The sequence below is a fragment of the Aequorivita capsosiphonis DSM 23843 genome, from assembly GCF_000429125.1.
Classification (GTDB): domain Bacteria; phylum Bacteroidota; class Bacteroidia; order Flavobacteriales; family Flavobacteriaceae; genus Aequorivita; species Aequorivita capsosiphonis.
The window spans coordinates 155,386-169,970 of sequence record NZ_AUBG01000014.1 but is presented as its reverse complement, the minus strand read 5'-3'; the positions used below and the strand labels follow the sequence as shown (position 1 = coordinate 169,970).

The 14,585-nt window shown below is 36.1% G+C and carries 13 protein-coding genes; 7 read left to right on the top strand and 6 right to left on the bottom strand.

The window, feature by feature from the left end; all coding sequences use genetic code 11:
* Positions 1–136 precede the first annotated feature (136 nt).
* The 4 genes from idi to G440_RS0113035 all read left to right on the top strand — a co-directional run bounded on the left by idi (position 137) and on the right by G440_RS0113035 (position 2,417).
* Positions 137–655, top strand: coding sequence for an isopentenyl-diphosphate Delta-isomerase (gene idi, locus G440_RS0113050; protein ID WP_026451719.1), 519 nt, complete (start codon positions 137–139; stop codon positions 653–655).
* The gene (locus G440_RS0113045) at positions 652–1,062 is read left to right on the top strand and encodes a 6-pyruvoyl trahydropterin synthase family protein (protein ID WP_026451718.1); all 411 of its coding nucleotides are present in this window, start codon (positions 652–654) and stop codon (positions 1,060–1,062) included. The genes idi and G440_RS0113045 overlap by 4 nt, the downstream gene beginning before the upstream one ends.
* Positions 1,062–2,039: a type I phosphomannose isomerase catalytic subunit gene (locus G440_RS0113040; protein WP_026451717.1), complete on the top strand. Its 978-nt coding sequence runs from the start codon at positions 1,062–1,064 to the stop codon at positions 2,037–2,039. The genes G440_RS0113045 and G440_RS0113040 overlap by 1 nt, the downstream gene beginning before the upstream one ends.
* 111 nt (positions 2,040–2,150) lie before the next feature.
* Positions 2,151–2,417, top strand: coding sequence for a hypothetical protein (locus G440_RS0113035; RefSeq protein ID WP_026451716.1), 267 nt, complete (start codon positions 2,151–2,153; stop codon positions 2,415–2,417).
* On the opposite strand, the gene G440_RS0113030 is transcribed toward G440_RS0113035, so the two are convergent.
* The 3 genes from G440_RS0113030 to G440_RS0113020 all read right to left on the bottom strand — a co-directional run bounded on the left by G440_RS0113030 (position 2,412) and on the right by G440_RS0113020 (position 6,010).
* A complete protein-coding gene (locus G440_RS0113030; RefSeq protein WP_026451715.1) occupies positions 2,412–3,128 on the bottom strand; it encodes a DUF4369 domain-containing protein in 717 nt (238 codons plus the stop codon). The genes G440_RS0113035 and G440_RS0113030 overlap by 6 nt on opposite strands.
* 313 nt (positions 3,129–3,441) lie before the next feature.
* Positions 3,442–4,779: a DUF819 family protein gene (locus tag G440_RS0113025; protein ID WP_034259517.1), complete on the bottom strand. Its 1,338-nt coding sequence runs from the start codon at positions 4,777–4,779 to the stop codon at positions 3,442–3,444.
* A gap of 304 nt (positions 4,780–5,083) precedes the next feature.
* Positions 5,084–6,010 carry an alpha/beta hydrolase family protein gene (locus G440_RS0113020; RefSeq protein WP_026451713.1) on the bottom strand — a complete coding sequence of 309 codons (927 nt, stop codon included), beginning with the start codon at positions 6,008–6,010 and terminating at the stop codon, positions 5,084–5,086.
* Between the two features lie 247 nt (positions 6,011–6,257).
* Here G440_RS0113020 and G440_RS0113015 point away from each other — a divergent pair, with 247 nt between their 5' ends.
* Positions 6,258–7,037, top strand: a complete 780-nt coding sequence (locus G440_RS0113015) for a S1/P1 nuclease (protein WP_026451712.1) — start codon at positions 6,258–6,260, stop codon at positions 7,035–7,037.
* Positions 7,038–7,127: 90 nt separating this feature from the next.
* Here G440_RS0113015 and G440_RS0113010 read toward each other — a convergent pair whose 3' ends face one another.
* On the bottom strand, positions 7,128–7,478 hold the full coding sequence (locus G440_RS0113010; RefSeq protein WP_026451711.1) for a DoxX family protein: 351 nt from the start codon (positions 7,476–7,478) through the stop codon (positions 7,128–7,130).
* A 151-nt stretch (positions 7,479–7,629) separates the two neighbouring features.
* Entirely contained in the window at positions 7,630–9,552 is a 1,923-nt protein-coding gene (htpG, locus tag G440_RS0113005) for a molecular chaperone HtpG (RefSeq protein ID WP_026451710.1), read from the bottom strand.
* A gap of 220 nt (positions 9,553–9,772) precedes the next feature.
* Here htpG and G440_RS0113000 point away from each other — a divergent pair, with 220 nt between their 5' ends.
* Positions 9,773–10,462 (top strand): TetR family transcriptional regulator C-terminal domain-containing protein, encoded by a 690-nt coding sequence (locus G440_RS0113000; protein ID WP_026451709.1) that lies wholly within the window; start codon positions 9,773–9,775, stop codon positions 10,460–10,462.
* The gene (locus G440_RS0112995) at positions 10,462–11,769 is read left to right on the top strand and encodes an ABC1 kinase family protein (RefSeq protein ID WP_026451708.1); all 1,308 of its coding nucleotides are present in this window, start codon (positions 10,462–10,464) and stop codon (positions 11,767–11,769) included. The genes G440_RS0113000 and G440_RS0112995 overlap by 1 nt, the downstream gene beginning before the upstream one ends.
* Positions 11,770–12,094: 325 nt before the next feature.
* Here G440_RS0112995 and G440_RS0112990 read toward each other — a convergent pair whose 3' ends face one another.
* Complete coding sequence (locus G440_RS0112990) at positions 12,095–14,515, bottom strand: alpha/beta hydrolase family protein (protein WP_026451707.1); 2,421 nt, start codon at positions 14,513–14,515, stop codon at positions 12,095–12,097.
* Positions 14,516–14,585 lie beyond the last annotated feature (70 nt).

The following is a 14,585-nucleotide window of genomic DNA, read 5'->3' as shown; positions in this document are numbered from 1 at the left end:
TATGCCAAGCGTATTTTGTGGAACTTAAATTCCCCTGGGTACATTTTTTATGAAAGTGTTTTATACAGTCTATTGAACATCTTTTGCTTTTACAACAGCTTCCAATTTCGTATTTTTGGGCAAAAATTAAGTTTAAATGGAAGAAGAAAAAGTAATTCTCGTCGATGAAAACGATCAAAAAATTGGATTAATGCCAAAACAGGAAGCGCACGTAAAAGGTCTTCTTCATAGAGCTTTTTCAGTTTTTGTTTTTAACCAAAAGAATGAACTTATGTTGCAACAGCGCGCGCTTCATAAGTATCACACTCCAGGACTATGGGCAAATACTTGTTGCAGCCATCAGCGTGATGGTGAATCATCCATGGACGCAGGTAAGAGAAGACTTTTTGAAGAAATGGGATTCACTACCGATTTAAAGGAAACCACTACTTTTATCTATAAAGCACCCTTTGACAATGGCTTGACAGAGCACGAACTAGATCATATTTTAGTTGGAAATTTTGAAGGAGATCCCGAAATTAATCCTGATGAAGTTGCCGCTTGGCGCTGGATGGATTTGGAAGAAGTGAAAAAAGACATTAAAACCAATCCCGATATTTATACCGCTTGGTTTAAGATTATTTTTGATAAGTTTTACCAACATCTTGTTATATGAGCCTGACAGTTTATAGAAAAGCACATTTTAACGCAGCCCACCGGCTTTTTAAAAAGGAATGGGACGACGCCAAAAATCTTGAGGTATTTGGAAAGTGCAGTAACCCTAATTATCACGGTCATAATTATGAATTGGTAGTTGGTATTACGGGTGAAATTGACCCTGAGACCGGTTTTTTAATGGATCTTAAAATTTTAAGAGATATTATTAAGGAAGAAGTGGAAGATCCTTTCGATCATAAAAACCTTAATATTGAGGTTCCGGAGTTCAAAAACCTGAATCCTACGGTTGAAAATATTGCTGTAGTAATTTGGAACAAAATGCGAGCTCGCATAAATGAAGAATATAAAATTTCAATAAAACTTTACGAAACGCCTCGTAACTTTGTTGTTTTTAATGGCCACTAATGATAACAGTTTCTCCACTATATCCTATAAAATTCGATCCCATTCTAAAAGAAAAAGTTTGGGGCGGCGATAAGTTGAACAAATTGTTTGATAAAAAGGCTGATGGCAAAATCGGCGAAAGCTGGGAAATTTCTGGGGTAAGAGAAAATATTTCTGAAATATTAAACGGTCCACTAAAAGGAAAAACCCTGAATTGGCTACTGGAAAATTATAAGGAAAAATTGGTTGGGGAACGGGTGTATCAAGAGTTTGGAGACACCTTTCCGTTGTTGTTTAAGTTTATTGATGCTCAAGAAGATCTTTCTGTTCAGGTGCATCCCGATGATGTTTTGGCGAAAGCGAGACATGATTCTTTCGGCAAGACAGAGATGTGGTATATCCTAGATGTAGAAGAAAATGGCCGCCTGATTGTTGGTCTTCATGAAAACATCGGTCGCGAGGAATATTTAGAGGCGCTTTCCAAAAAGCAAATTACTAATGTCTTAAATTCTCAATCGGTTAAAAAAGGCGATGCATTTGTTTTGTATCCTGGAACAGTCCACGCTATAGGAGCTGGTGTTTTACTTGCCGAAATTCAACAAACATCGGATATCACTTATCGTATTTACGATTGGGATAGACCAGATATCAATGGTGAAATGCGCGAATTGCATAACGATTTGGCTATAGATGCAATCGACTTTTCCCCTTTAAAATCTAAGCTTGATTATTCAGAAGAAGTAAATACTCCAAGCCCTGTTGGAGGCACCGTTTTCTTTTCGGTAAACAAACTGGATTTATCAAAAAACTATGTTCGCGATTTAGAAGAAGTAGATTCTTTTACAGTCTATATGTGTTTGGAAGGCACCGCTTTAATTGAAACAGAAGATTTTTCAGAAAGCATTTCTAAAGGGGAAACCATCTTAATTCCTGCCCAATTGCCTGAAATAAAATTTATTACAAATTCCGCAAGCTTTTTAGAGGTGTTCGTTCCCTAAATGTTCGTATCTTTGCCCGATTTTAAATTTATCGACAATAAATAATAGAGAATACCAATAATCAATAATAATAAGTAAGAGTAATAATAAGTAATAGCAATAAACAATAAAATGGCAAACGTAAGAGATTTAAAAAAAGACATTAATTATGTTTTGGGAGATATCATTGAAGCAGTATATGTGTGGGAATTGACCAATCCAGATAAAGAAAACAAAAAAGCTGAAGGCATCATAGACGAAGCAATCGGTACTTTTGATGAGCTTATCGTAAAAGTGAACGAAAAGAAAGTTGACGATAAAAAGAAGCACTTTAAAGCGATCAACAATGAGCTTGAAGAACGCGGTAGAAAGCTTATTGAAAAAATAAACGCACTATAAATTAGTGTCCAATTTTTTTCGATCTACAATATAAGACTCCAATTCCTTACCGTATTTGGAGTCTTTTATTTTTGGGGTAAGTTTATTATATACGGTATCCAAATATTTGATATTGGAATCATAAACCTCACTCAGCATTAAATAAGGCGCCACTTCTGTGTCATTATTATTGAGGGCGAAGTTGATGGTAGCGAAATATTTGCTCGAAATAAGCTTGCTTTGTTTTTGATCAATCTTAATTGCCGCCGAATCATCTTTTCTTGGGTTTATCTTCAATCGGTCTTCAATCAGACTTAAGTTTTTGATTACATATCGCTCTTTCAGTCGAAGAAATTCTTTTAAAGTTTTATCATTTTCAGAACCCGTAACTACTGCAGCGCTGCCAAAGTTTTTCAGATTTGTCTTGATATTGATATCACTATTTTCAGCAAAAAATGTAATCCTATCGTCACGCAAAGTCCCATCCTTTAGTCGGACGTATAGATAATAAACCTCCGGACTTTCTATTTTTTCAGAAAAGGAAAAATTTGAATTACCATCTACAAGCATCGAATCTACAGAAACTAAAACCGTGTCTTCAAATTTTTGAAGAAGGATGACTCCTTTTTTTAGCCCTTTCACAGTACCTTTAAGATTCATTACTTCTGTGTCTTTCGCAGTACAACCAATAAGAATTAAAAACAGAATTGAAAGGGATAGAAATTTGCGCATTGTATCTTTTTTAAGGGTCAAACATAGGCTGAAAATAGCCTCGGTTTACGAAGGTGCAAATATGGAATAATTTTTTGAAAAATAGTAGCTAAAGTTGAATTTGGGAAAAGAACAAAGAGGAAAGAAAATAGAAAATAGAACAAAGAGGAAAGAACAAAGAAATTAGAAAATAGAACAAAGACTCTATAAATATTAAATTTCATGGTCGGTTACTGAATCCTTCGGCAATGCTCAGGATAGACTACATCAAAGTATACGTTGAATCTCGATATTCAGTTACTGAGCGAAACCGAAGTATGAACCTGAAACCCTTTTACGCAACTGAAGCCAATTGCATCAATACAGTACATAAAATTGCGGCAACGGTTCCAACGGCATATCCAAATACGGCCAATAGCACGCCTACGGTTGCCAAGGAAGGGTGAAATGCAGAAGCCACAATTGGAGCCGAAGCTGCACCTCCCACATTTGCTTGACTTCCCACTGCCAAGAAGAAGTAAGGCGCACGGATTAATTTTGCTATCAAAATCATAAGCCCAGCGTGAATGGACATCCAGACTAAACCAATCACAATAAGCCACATATTATCAAAGATCAAGGTCAAGTCCATTTTCATACCAATACTGGCCACTAAAATGTAGATAAATACACTCCCAAATTTACTTGCTCCAGCGCCTTCATAGCTTCTAAGTTTCGTAAATGACAGCAGTACGCCAATTATTGTAGTTATGCTAATCATCCAAAAGAAGCTCGAATCCAAGAAAGTAAAAATATTTCTTGTTATGCCTTTTGGAATTTCACTTACCACGGAAGAGAAAAATTCGCTTAGAATATTGGCGCCAAAATGTGCAAAGCTTACCGTTCCAAATGCAATTGCGGCAAGAATCATCAAGTCTGTTAAACTCGGGTTTCTATCTACTTTTTTAGAGTATTCGGAAACTTTTGCTTTTAAACTTTCGATAGCGGAAGTATCAGCTTTCAACCACTTATCAATTTTCTCAGACTTCCCGATTCCGAAGAGAATAACAGCCATCCAAATATTGGCCACAACGATATCAACAAATACCATCCCGCCGTAAAGTTTTTGATTGTAGCCGTAAATTTCCAACATCGCAGTTTGGTTGGCCCCGCCGCCTATCCAACTTCCCGCAAGTGTTGATAGCCCACGCCATACAGCATCAGCTCCTTCGCCACCCACAGCCTCTGGATGAATACTTCCAACTATTAAAACGGCCAAAGGCCCTCCAATTACAATTCCGATAGTTCCCGCAATGAACATAATCAAGGCTTTTGGACCTAAATTGAAAACCCCTTTTAAATCGATGCTTAAAGTCATTAACACCAATGCAGCCGGCAATAAATACCTGCTGGACATATAGTATAAACTAGTGCTTCCCACAGTAGCTTCGCCAGTTTCAGAAACGCTTCTCCATTCAGGAGAAATAACGCCTGTGGTAGTTAAAAGCGCAGGTAAAAAATACGCCAAAAAAAGTGCAGGCACGATGCCGTAGAATTTTTTCCAAAAACCATCTGTTTTAGAGGAAGTGTAAAAGATAAGGCCTAATGCCACCATTAAAATTCCAAAAACAATGGTGTCGTTCGTAAAAAGGGGAGTGGTGTCTTTTATAATTTCAACGGCTGTATCCTGCATAGATGATGATTTTGCTGCAAATTACATTTTTTAATTTATAATTCTGAATTGTTGAAGGTTTTAGAATGGAATTATTCTATAGTAATTATTTAAAGCTGATGAGTCGATGAGTTTAAGAGCTTGCCCGCCGTAGGAGGGTTTAGAAATGAAAAGCTGAGACTTTATTAAAGATCCTCACAACTTCTCAACTCTCAACTTCTCAACTTTTTTATTCCTTGAATTTTAAATTTTGCCCGCTGTAGGAGTATTTATAAATGAAATGCGTAATTTTTTCTAATTTCTAATTTTTAATTTTTAATCCCGATTATTTTACAATAAAATCACCGACAATATCAATCAACTCCGGCATTACAGGCAGATCTTCTTTATTGTAAGATTCGGTGTTTTCTACAATATCCCCATCAATTTTTTTTAAGATATGATTCATATTATGGATGATTTTGAATTCGGCATCTGGCTCGGAATCTTTCAATAATTCCGCTTCCGAAACTTGGACTTGAATATCATTATCTCCATTAATTATCAAAGTCGGCATATTTAGTTTTGCGATTTCCACTTTGGGATCATATTGCATCCAATTGAAAATGAACGGCTGGATGTCTTTTCTGAAGATAGACGCCAAGTTAGGGTCATAGTTACTGGTTTCACCATTGGCACGCAGCTCCTTAAATGCAGTTCGCGCATTCTCAGCCAATCCTGGGGATTGCTTGGTGAGTTGGTCTATAATTACTTGGTCTATAGATTGGCCGGCTCCCGAAATAGATATAAAACCGTCAGCTCCATTTTGTGCAGCAACCATCCCAACCAGTGATCCTTGACTGTGACCAATGATAAATATTTTTGAAAATCGCGGATCCTTTTTGAAATATTTTAAAACAGCGACGGCATCGTCAATAAAATCATCAAACCGAATGTCTTTTTCTTGCACCGTTCCCTGTTTCATCTGTTTTACAATCCTTTTATCATATCTAAAAGTGGCAATGTTCTTAGTATAAAGTCCTTCTGCCAAAAACCGAAGGGAATTGTTCATAAGCATTTGTTGGTTGCCGTCTCTGTCCGTGGGGCCACTTCCGCTAATAATAATGGCCAAAGGCATTTTTCCTTTGGTTTTGGGTGTTAATAATGTTCCATCAACTAATGGGGTGATGCTCAAATCTTCCCCTTGATATTTTTTGTTTTGGGAAGAAACTACTCCAGTAAAAAGAAGCAAAAGTATAAGTAGATTTTTCATCTTCATTTTAAATTATTGGGTTAACATTCTCCATGCTAAGATAGCATAAAATCTAGGCACCTAGTGGTAAGATCATATTTTTCAAAAATCCCTAACAATCCTAATTTTTTTAATTCATAAAATAGCGTTCTCATTCATATAAAATTCATTAGAATCAAAGGCTTCCAAATTCCAACCTAAACATTTTTTTAGAATTCAATCTAAATTTATTTAAGGTGCTATCTTTGCACATTAAATTTTTAGCAATATGAAGAAGTTAGTTCTAATTACATGTTCACTTTTATTTTCTATTTCAACACTTGTTGCCTCTGAAGATTGGGGGAAAACAGGTCATCGCGTAGTGGGCGAAATCGCCGATTCGTATTTAAGCAAAAAAGCCGAAAAGGAAATCTCTAAATTATTAAACGGACATTCCCTTGCTTTCGTTGCAAATTATGGTGATGATATAAAAAGTGACCGTCATTATGATTCGTATGGTCCTTGGCACTATGTAAACTTTCCCTTTGGTGAAAAATATGAAACCTATCCAAAAAGTGAAAAAGGAGATATCATTCAAGGAATTGACGAATGTATTGCAGTTTTAAAGAATGATAATAGTTCAAAAGAAGATAAGGTCTTCCACCTTAAAATGCTCGCTCATTTTTTAGGAGATCTTCACCAACCTTTACACATCGGTATGGAAGAAGATAAAGGTGGAAATGATTTTCAAGTGCTTTGGTTTAAAAAAGGCACCAACTTACATAAGGTGTGGGATTCACAAATGTTGGATTCTTATGAAATGTCTTATACCGAAGTAGCCGCAAATAGCGATGTCCTTACAAAAGAGCAGGTAAAAGCTATTAAATCTGGCACTGCAGTAGATTGGATGTACGAAAGTCGCGCGCTTTGTGAAGAAATTTATAGCAATACTGAAATCGGAGAAAAGCTAAGCTATAATTATATGTATGATTATATGGATACCCTACGCTTCCAACTTCAAAAAGGAGGCATCCGTTTAGCGGGATTGTTGAATGAGATTTTTGATTAGTCTTTAGTCAGTATTTAGTAGTCGGTAGCGGGTGGTTTGTAGACGGTAGACAATTCACCTTGAATTTTAAACTTTAAACCTTGAACCTTTTCAAGTATAAAGATAAGCCCAATAAATAATTGCAAATTGTAATGGAATCCGAAGGATAAGCGCCCATTTTGGTAGTTTCATTGCTGCTTTATTATTCTGAAGCATATAAATATGGACTGGTAAAAACACAAGCATCATGGCTATAATTGCCCAAGCGGCAATATCTTGTGTGTTTTTGTTCAAGAGCATAAAACCTAATATCATTTCCGCAATCCCGCTCACTAAAACCATGGTGTTGTGCGCAGGAATATATGGAGGCATAATACGTTCATACATTTTCGGTTTTCTAAAATGATTCATTCCAGCTAGAACGAAGATTACTCCCATCAAATATTGGTGCCAAGGTAACATAGTTGTGATTTTAAGTTTTTAAAAGTAGGTCTTTTTAGATTTGCAACAATAACGAATGATGTAAAAGATAAAAGCCTTCCTAAACTTGCTTTAGGAAGGCTTTTAAAATCAGAAAGTTGTAGCCTTAAGTCTACCGTCTACCAACTACCGTCTATTTTATCATCTCATAACTACGTTTTATAAACGCGGTAAGCTCTTCGCCTTTCAATAGGTTTTTGCTTAATCTAGCCAAATCTAAGGCTTGATTCACCAAACGTTCTTTTTTCTTATCGGTTTTGGTGTTCAAAATTTCGCTTACCAACTCGTTATTGGTGTTTACGATTAGATTGTACATTTCAGGAAAACCTCCCATTCCGAACATTCCGCCACCGCCGCCGGTTTTTTGCATGTCCTTCATTCTTCGCATAAACTCTGGCTCAGTAATGATAAATGGATTGGCGTTGCTGTCCATAGCTTCCAATTGTACGGTGAATTTTTCCTTCGGAATAACACCATCCAAGAACGTTTTTAAAGTTTCCTTTTCTTCATCTGAAAGTTTTGAGATCTGGGCATCGTCTTTTTTGATAAGGTTCTCTGCGTGATCACTATCTACACGCACAAAAGAAACTTTCTCTTCACTTCCTTCCACTTTTTGAAGTAAGTGCGTTACAATTGGGGAATCCAATAGCAAGATTTCGTAACCTTTTTCTTTGGCTGCTTCTATATAGCTGTGTTGCTCTTCTTTGTTTGAAGCATAAAGCACAACAAGATTACCATCCTTATCGGTTTGAGTTTTTTCTATCTTTTCTCTTAGTTCTGAAAAAGTGTAAAACGCATTATCCACAGTTGGATAAAGTGCGAAATCTTTTGACTTTTCGAAGAATTTATCTTCGGTCAACATTCCGTATTCAATCACGATCTTAATGTCGTTCCATTTCTTTTCAAAACCTTCACGGTCGTTATTGAAGAGACTCTTCAGCTTATCTGCAACTTTTCTTGTGATGTAACTAGCAATCTTTTTCACCGCACCATCTGCTTGCAAATAGCTTCGCGAAACGTTTAGTGGAATATCTGGACTGTCAATAACTCCGCGAAGCATGGTTAAGAATTCAGGTACAATTCCTTCTACATTGTCCGTTACAAAAACCTGATTTTGATAAAGCTGGATTTTATCCTTTTGAATGCTCATATCGTTCGACATCTTAGGGAAATAAAGAATTCCGGTAAGATTAAACGGATAATCTACATTTAAATGAATGTGGAATAGTGGCTCCTCAAATTGCATTGGGTACAATTCGCGATAGAATTCATTGTAATCCTTATCCTCAAGTTCCGTTGGTTGTTTTGTCCAAGCTGGATTTGGGTTGTTGATTATATTATCAACTTCCACAGTAGGCGCCGGTTCATCTTTGCCTTCGTCCGACGTAGCTTCAGCAGAGTCGGAGTCTTCGGGCTTTGGAAGCGTTTCAGTACGCATTCCAAATTGAATTGGAATTGGCATAAACTTGTTATACTTCACTAAGAGTTCAGTGATGCGAGAATCTTCTAAAAACTCAGTAGAATCTTCTGCAATGTGAAGAATTATTTCGGTTCCTCTTTCTTTTTTGTCAGCTTCTTCTAAAGTGAATTCTGGTGAACCATCGCAAGCCCAATGCACTGCTGGTGCATCTTTGTAACTTTTAGTTATAATCTCAACTTTTTCAGCTACCATAAAAGCAGAATAAAAACCTAAACCAAAATGCCCGATAATTCCGGCGTCTTTTCCGTCTTTGTCTTTATATTTTTCTAGAAATTCCTCAGCCCCGGAAAAAGCGATCTCGTTGATGTATTTTTCAACTTCATCTTTGGTCATCCCAATACCTTGATCAATAATGCGAAGTTGTTTTTTCTCTTTATCCAACTTCACTTCAATTTTCGGATTTCCGTATTCCACGCCATCGGCCTCGCCAATATTGGCAAGATGCTTCATTTTTAAAGTGGCATCTGTTGCGTTCGAAATTAATTCACGAAGAAAAATCTCGTGGTCGCTATATAAAAACTTTTTAATCAGCGGAAAAATATTATCCACGGATACATTGATTGTTCCTTTGCTCATTTTAAATATTATTTATTGTTATTTCTTATTATTACTCAGTGAACTATATAAGTCAAAAAAAATACCAAGCCTTAGCATGCTGACACCTTGTCACGGTAAAAAGTAATTAAACTTTAACAGAATGTTTTGTTTAGCAAATGAATTAGAAGGTTAAACAAGGTTATCTTTGTATCTTCACACAAAAGTCTAATTCAATTCAATTTTAAATACTTACGATATTATGGCAACTGTAAATAAAAATTCTCCAGCACCTAAAAAATCGGTTCCTAAGAAGAAAATGGATAAGGAAAAAATAATTTCACTTTATATGGAATCTGTTCTTTTGAACGAAAAAAATCCAAAGAGTGTTTTTAAATTCTGCAAGGAAAACAACTTTGAAGAAGCCAAGTTTTACGAATATTTCGGTTCTTTTGAAGGCTTGCAAATGGAGATTTGGAACTCGTTTTATGAGCAAACAATTTCATTGGCGAATAATGATCAGTCCTATGAAAATTATTCGAACCAAGAAAAGATGCTTACTTTTTTCTATACCTTTTTTGAATTACTTACGCTAAACCGAAGCTATGTTCTTTTCACCTTAAGAGAACATCAAAATATGATGAAGAACTTGAGTCAACTAAAAGGCCTTCGAAAAAAAATAAAACACTTCGCAGCAAATTTGATTCGCGAAAACAATGAAGACAAAAAGCTGAAGGTTTTAAAACAATCGGTAACTGTTTTTTCTGAAGGTGCTTGGCTGCAAACACTCTTTTTGATGAAATATTGGATGGACGATAATTCTGCCAGCTTTGAGAATACGGATGTTGCAATTGAAAAATCGGTTCGAGCCATCTTTGATGTTTTCGATACACAGCCGCTGGAAAGTGTGTTGGATTTCGGTAAATTTTTGTGGAAAGAAAAAATGATGTAATGAAAACACTAGACAAAATCCCCACCAATAAAATTCAGCGTGCTTCAAAGCTGATGACTACCGGTGTAAAAGTTGGCGGCAATTATTTGAAGTATTACGGAAAAAAGCTCGTGAATTCTGAGCACAATAAAGATGAACTTAATGAGAGCAATGCCGAAGATATTTATGACAGTTTAAAGAACCTTAAAGGAAGTGCTTTAAAAGTTGCTCAAATGTTGAGTATGGAAAAGAATATCATGCCAAAGGCTTATGTTGAGAAGTTTTCGTTGGCACAATTTCAGGTGCCACCACTTTCTGCACCATTGGTTCGTAAAACTTTTAAAAAATATTTTGGCGATACGCCTGAAAGTCTGTACGACACTTTTAACGCTGAATCTGTTGCCGCAGCGAGTATTGGCCAAGTTCATAAAGCTACAAAAGATGGGAAGGATCTTGCCGTTAAAATCCAGTATCCTGGCGTTGCCGAAAGCATCAGCAGTGATTTAGCGATGGTAAAACCTGTAGCCATGAAAATGTTTAACATTAAAGGGAAGGACAGCGATAAATATTTTCAGGAAGTTGAAGAGAAGTTATTGGAGGAGACCAACTATGTTTTGGAAATGGAGCAGAGTAAGGAAATTACCGAGGCCTGTAGTAATATTCCCAATCTCAGATTTCCTAAATATTACGAAACACTTTCCAACGAACGTATCATTACCATGGATTGGATGGAAGGAGTGCATTTATCTGAATTTGTAAAAGCGAATACCAGTAGCGAAGCTGCTACCAAAGTAGGGCAAACCCTTTGGGATTTCTATATGTTCCAGATGCATCAATTGAAACGCGTTCACGCAGATCCACATCCTGGAAATTTCTTGGTTGATGAAGACGCAAATTTAATCGCTATAGATTTTGGTTGTGTAAAATCTGTTCCTGAAGATTTCTATACACCGTATTTTGAATTGGCAAAACCTGAAAACATCAATAATCCTGAAATCTTTTTAGAAAAAATGTACGCTTTGGAAATTCTAAAGGTGGAAGATTCACCAGAGGAAACCAAATTCTTTTCAGAACTTTTTTATGAAATGTTAAGCTTGTTTACCAAACCATTCCACGATGAAACTTTTGATTTTTCGGATAAAGAATTCTTTGGAAAAATAGCTGATCTCAGTAATAAATATTCAAAAGACACCGAAATTAGAAAGATGAATGGAAATCGAGGATCTAAACATTTCCTTTATATAAATAGAACTTTCTTTGGGCTTTACAATTTGATGAATGATTTGGGAGCGAAAGTTTCCATTAATAATTACAAAAATTACATTTAAACTTTAACAAAACTTTGTTTAATGCATTAACAATTTCACTAAACAAAGAATGGTATCTTTACAATTAAATAATTGAATATTAAATTGCTATGAAAAAGTGAAATATTCTATTATTTAATTGGTTAGGTTGTTTAAGAAGGGCGCATTAATTTGCGCCCTTTTTGTTTTATCATAATCTGCCTGGATGAAAAAAATAACCACAATGAACACTGAGTAAACACAAAGATCACAAAGATTTTTCTTTGTGTACATTGTGCAAACCATTGTGTTCATTGTGGTTAATCAAGCAATATTATAACTTTTAAGAGTATGCTAGATTAAGGGATTATTTTTCTCTGTTTTTTACATATTTATCTAGCCATTGATCTTGTTCCCATAAAACGTGAAGTACGCTTTCCTTGGCACTATAACCGTGACTTTCTTTTGGTAACATAACCAAACGCGCGGTTGCACCTAATCCTTTTAGCGCATTAAAATAACGCTCACTTTGCATGGGGTAAGTTCCTGAATTATTATCTGCCTCCCCGTGAATTAGCAATAAGGGCGATTTCATTTTATCGGCATTCATAAATGGTGACATAGTATTGTAAGTTATAGGAGAATCCCAATAGCTTCTTTCTTCACTTTGAAATCCGAAAGGAGTAAGCGTTCTGTTATAAGCGCCACTTCTAGCAATACCAGCTGCAAAAAGATTGGAATGGCTCAGTAAGTTTGCAACCATAAAGGCGCCATAAGAATGTCCCCCAACGCCAACGCGATTTCTATCAATATACCCCATTTTATCAACCGCATCAATAGCAGCTTTGGCATTGCCAACTAATTGAGTTATAAAAGTATCATTGGGTTGTTCATCACCTTCCCCAACAATGGGGAAAGCAGCATCATCCAAAACCACATAACCTTGCGTTACCCAATAAATCGGGGAGCCATAATACGGATAAATAAATTCATTTGGATTTGTGGTGTTTTGTGAAGCACTGCTTTTATCCTTGAATTCGCGCGGATATGCCCAAAGAATCATCGGCATTTTTTCCTTCTTGTTTACATCATAACCAATGGGTAAATACAAAGTTCCTTCAAGCTCTAAGTCATCATCACGCTTATATGTGATAACTTCCTTTTGAACGTCCTGAATACTTTTAAAAGGATTTTCAAAAGAAGTTACCGGCGTTAAATTATTCTTCTTTTTAATATTTCTGAAGTAATAATTAGGATATTCATTTTGAGATTCTATTCGCACCAAAATCTTTCCTTGCTTCATATCTATAGCTGCTCTAAGGTCTTCTAGTTTTTCGGTATAAGCAGATTCGTAAACGCGTTTCGTCTTCTGCGTTTTTAGATTGAATTCATCAATAAATGGAAATTGCCCTTTATCGGAAAAACCATCGCCCATTAAGAAAACTTTCCCGTTTTCCATTTCTAGAACCTTTTCATCAAAGTTGTTTCTGCTTGTTACGAAATTTCCCGGATCGCTATATTTATCCTGATAACTTCTATCAAAAATAATCTTGGGCGTTTCCGAAGCATTGGAAGGATTGAAAATATAACTTTTTGTATTTCGATCATTCCACCAGGAATCCCGAGCGATTGCTATATTGTCATTACCCCAAGTAATGCCTACATAACGATTTATGGTTTTTAACAGCAGTCTTTCCTTTCCGGTAAAAGGAGCGGCTATTTGGTAAACAGCATCCCGATAATCAACTTTTACTTCAGGATCACCTTTATCTTGCGCTTCTGCCCAGTATAGCGTTGCGGGTTTATCATTACGCCAATTCATATTTCTTTTGCCTATTCGGGTTGCCATAAAACCTTTTGGTTCCACTTCATTCAGCGCTATGTCGTTTACTTTTTGAATTAACTTTCCATTGATATCATAAATATTCGTTTCAAAAGGAAACCTATAATAAGGGACAATATAGGAGAAAGGTCTTTTTAATGAATTTACCATCACGTATTTTCCGTCTGGCGAAAACTCGAGATCGTCATACATGGCGGACGGTAGAAAATTAGAAACACTTCCATCCAAAGCAATCTTTTTAACTTCGGAATGTGCCAATTGCTCAAAATTGTATTCATCGTTAGGGTTGCTTAATAGATCCTGGTACGTTCTATTTTGCGCTTTTTCTCCATCGCTTACGGTGATGGTTGGTCCTTCGGGAACTGCTTCGGAAGTATTTATCAATTTCTTTCTATTCTCCGGAATTACATTTACTAAAAGCGCGTTACTTTCTTTAAACCAATTGATGGGGTTTCCCATGTTCGCGTTCAGCTTGAGTGTGCTTAGTTTGCTAGCACTTGCTTTTTCAATATCTGTTATCCATAATTGAACGCCATCTTCAGAGGTATTTAAAAAAGCGATCATCTTCTGATTTGGAGAAGTTGTGAAATTTGAAAGCATGGCATGCTCTGGAAGTCCAGAAACTTGACTAGCATCTTTTGCTGTGGCTTTCTTCACTTTTATATTGTTATAATATCTGGTTCTACTGCCAATATTTGTTTTAGGATTGATCCGAAGTCCGCCCAAACGAAGTTCGGGTTCGGAAAGCTCAGCAATAGATTTATAGGCATCGCGATAAAAAAGGACGACGTTTTCCCCTTTGCTGTCAATCCAAACCGAAGGAGCTAAAGGAGCATCCACGAGGTCAAGGATTTCTTTTGGAGGTTTTTGGTAGTCCAGTTTTTCCTGTGCAATAAAATTGGAGGAAAAGAGAAGAAACGTAGCAACTGCTAGAATTTTTTTCATAGTAATAATTTTAAAGGCTAAAGATATTCAAAATTATTAGGCTAAATGTTTTCAATTTCGATTTCGATTT

Bases quoted from the DNA above. Each gene is read 5' to 3' on its own strand.
- idi (WP_026451719.1), top strand. From the start codon at position 137: ATGGAAGAAGAAAAAGTAATTCTCGTCGATGAAAACGATCAAAAAATT.
- G440_RS0113045 (WP_026451718.1), top strand. From the start codon at position 652: ATGAGCCTGACAGTTTATAGAAAAGCACATTTTAACGCAGCCCACCGG.
- G440_RS0113040 (WP_026451717.1), top strand. From the start codon at position 1,062: ATGATAACAGTTTCTCCACTATATCCTATAAAATTCGATCCCATTCTA.
- G440_RS0113035 (WP_026451716.1), top strand. From the start codon at position 2,151: ATGGCAAACGTAAGAGATTTAAAAAAAGACATTAATTATGTTTTGGGA.
- G440_RS0113030 (WP_026451715.1), bottom strand. From the start codon at position 3,128: ATGCGCAAATTTCTATCCCTTTCAATTCTGTTTTTAATTCTTATTGGT.
- G440_RS0113025 (WP_034259517.1), bottom strand. From the start codon at position 4,779: ATGCAGGATACAGCCGTTGAAATTATAAAAGACACCACTCCCCTTTTT.
- G440_RS0113020 (WP_026451713.1), bottom strand. From the start codon at position 6,010: ATGAAAAATCTACTTATACTTTTGCTTCTTTTTACTGGAGTAGTTTCT.
- G440_RS0113015 (WP_026451712.1), top strand. From the start codon at position 6,258: ATGAAGAAGTTAGTTCTAATTACATGTTCACTTTTATTTTCTATTTCA.
- G440_RS0113010 (WP_026451711.1), bottom strand. From the start codon at position 7,478: ATGTTACCTTGGCACCAATATTTGATGGGAGTAATCTTCGTTCTAGCT.
- htpG (WP_026451710.1), bottom strand. From the start codon at position 9,552: ATGAGCAAAGGAACAATCAATGTATCCGTGGATAATATTTTTCCGCTG.
- G440_RS0113000 (WP_026451709.1), top strand. From the start codon at position 9,773: ATGGCAACTGTAAATAAAAATTCTCCAGCACCTAAAAAATCGGTTCCT.
- G440_RS0112995 (WP_026451708.1), top strand. From the start codon at position 10,462: ATGAAAACACTAGACAAAATCCCCACCAATAAAATTCAGCGTGCTTCA.
- G440_RS0112990 (WP_026451707.1), bottom strand. From the start codon at position 14,515: ATGAAAAAAATTCTAGCAGTTGCTACGTTTCTTCTCTTTTCCTCCAAT.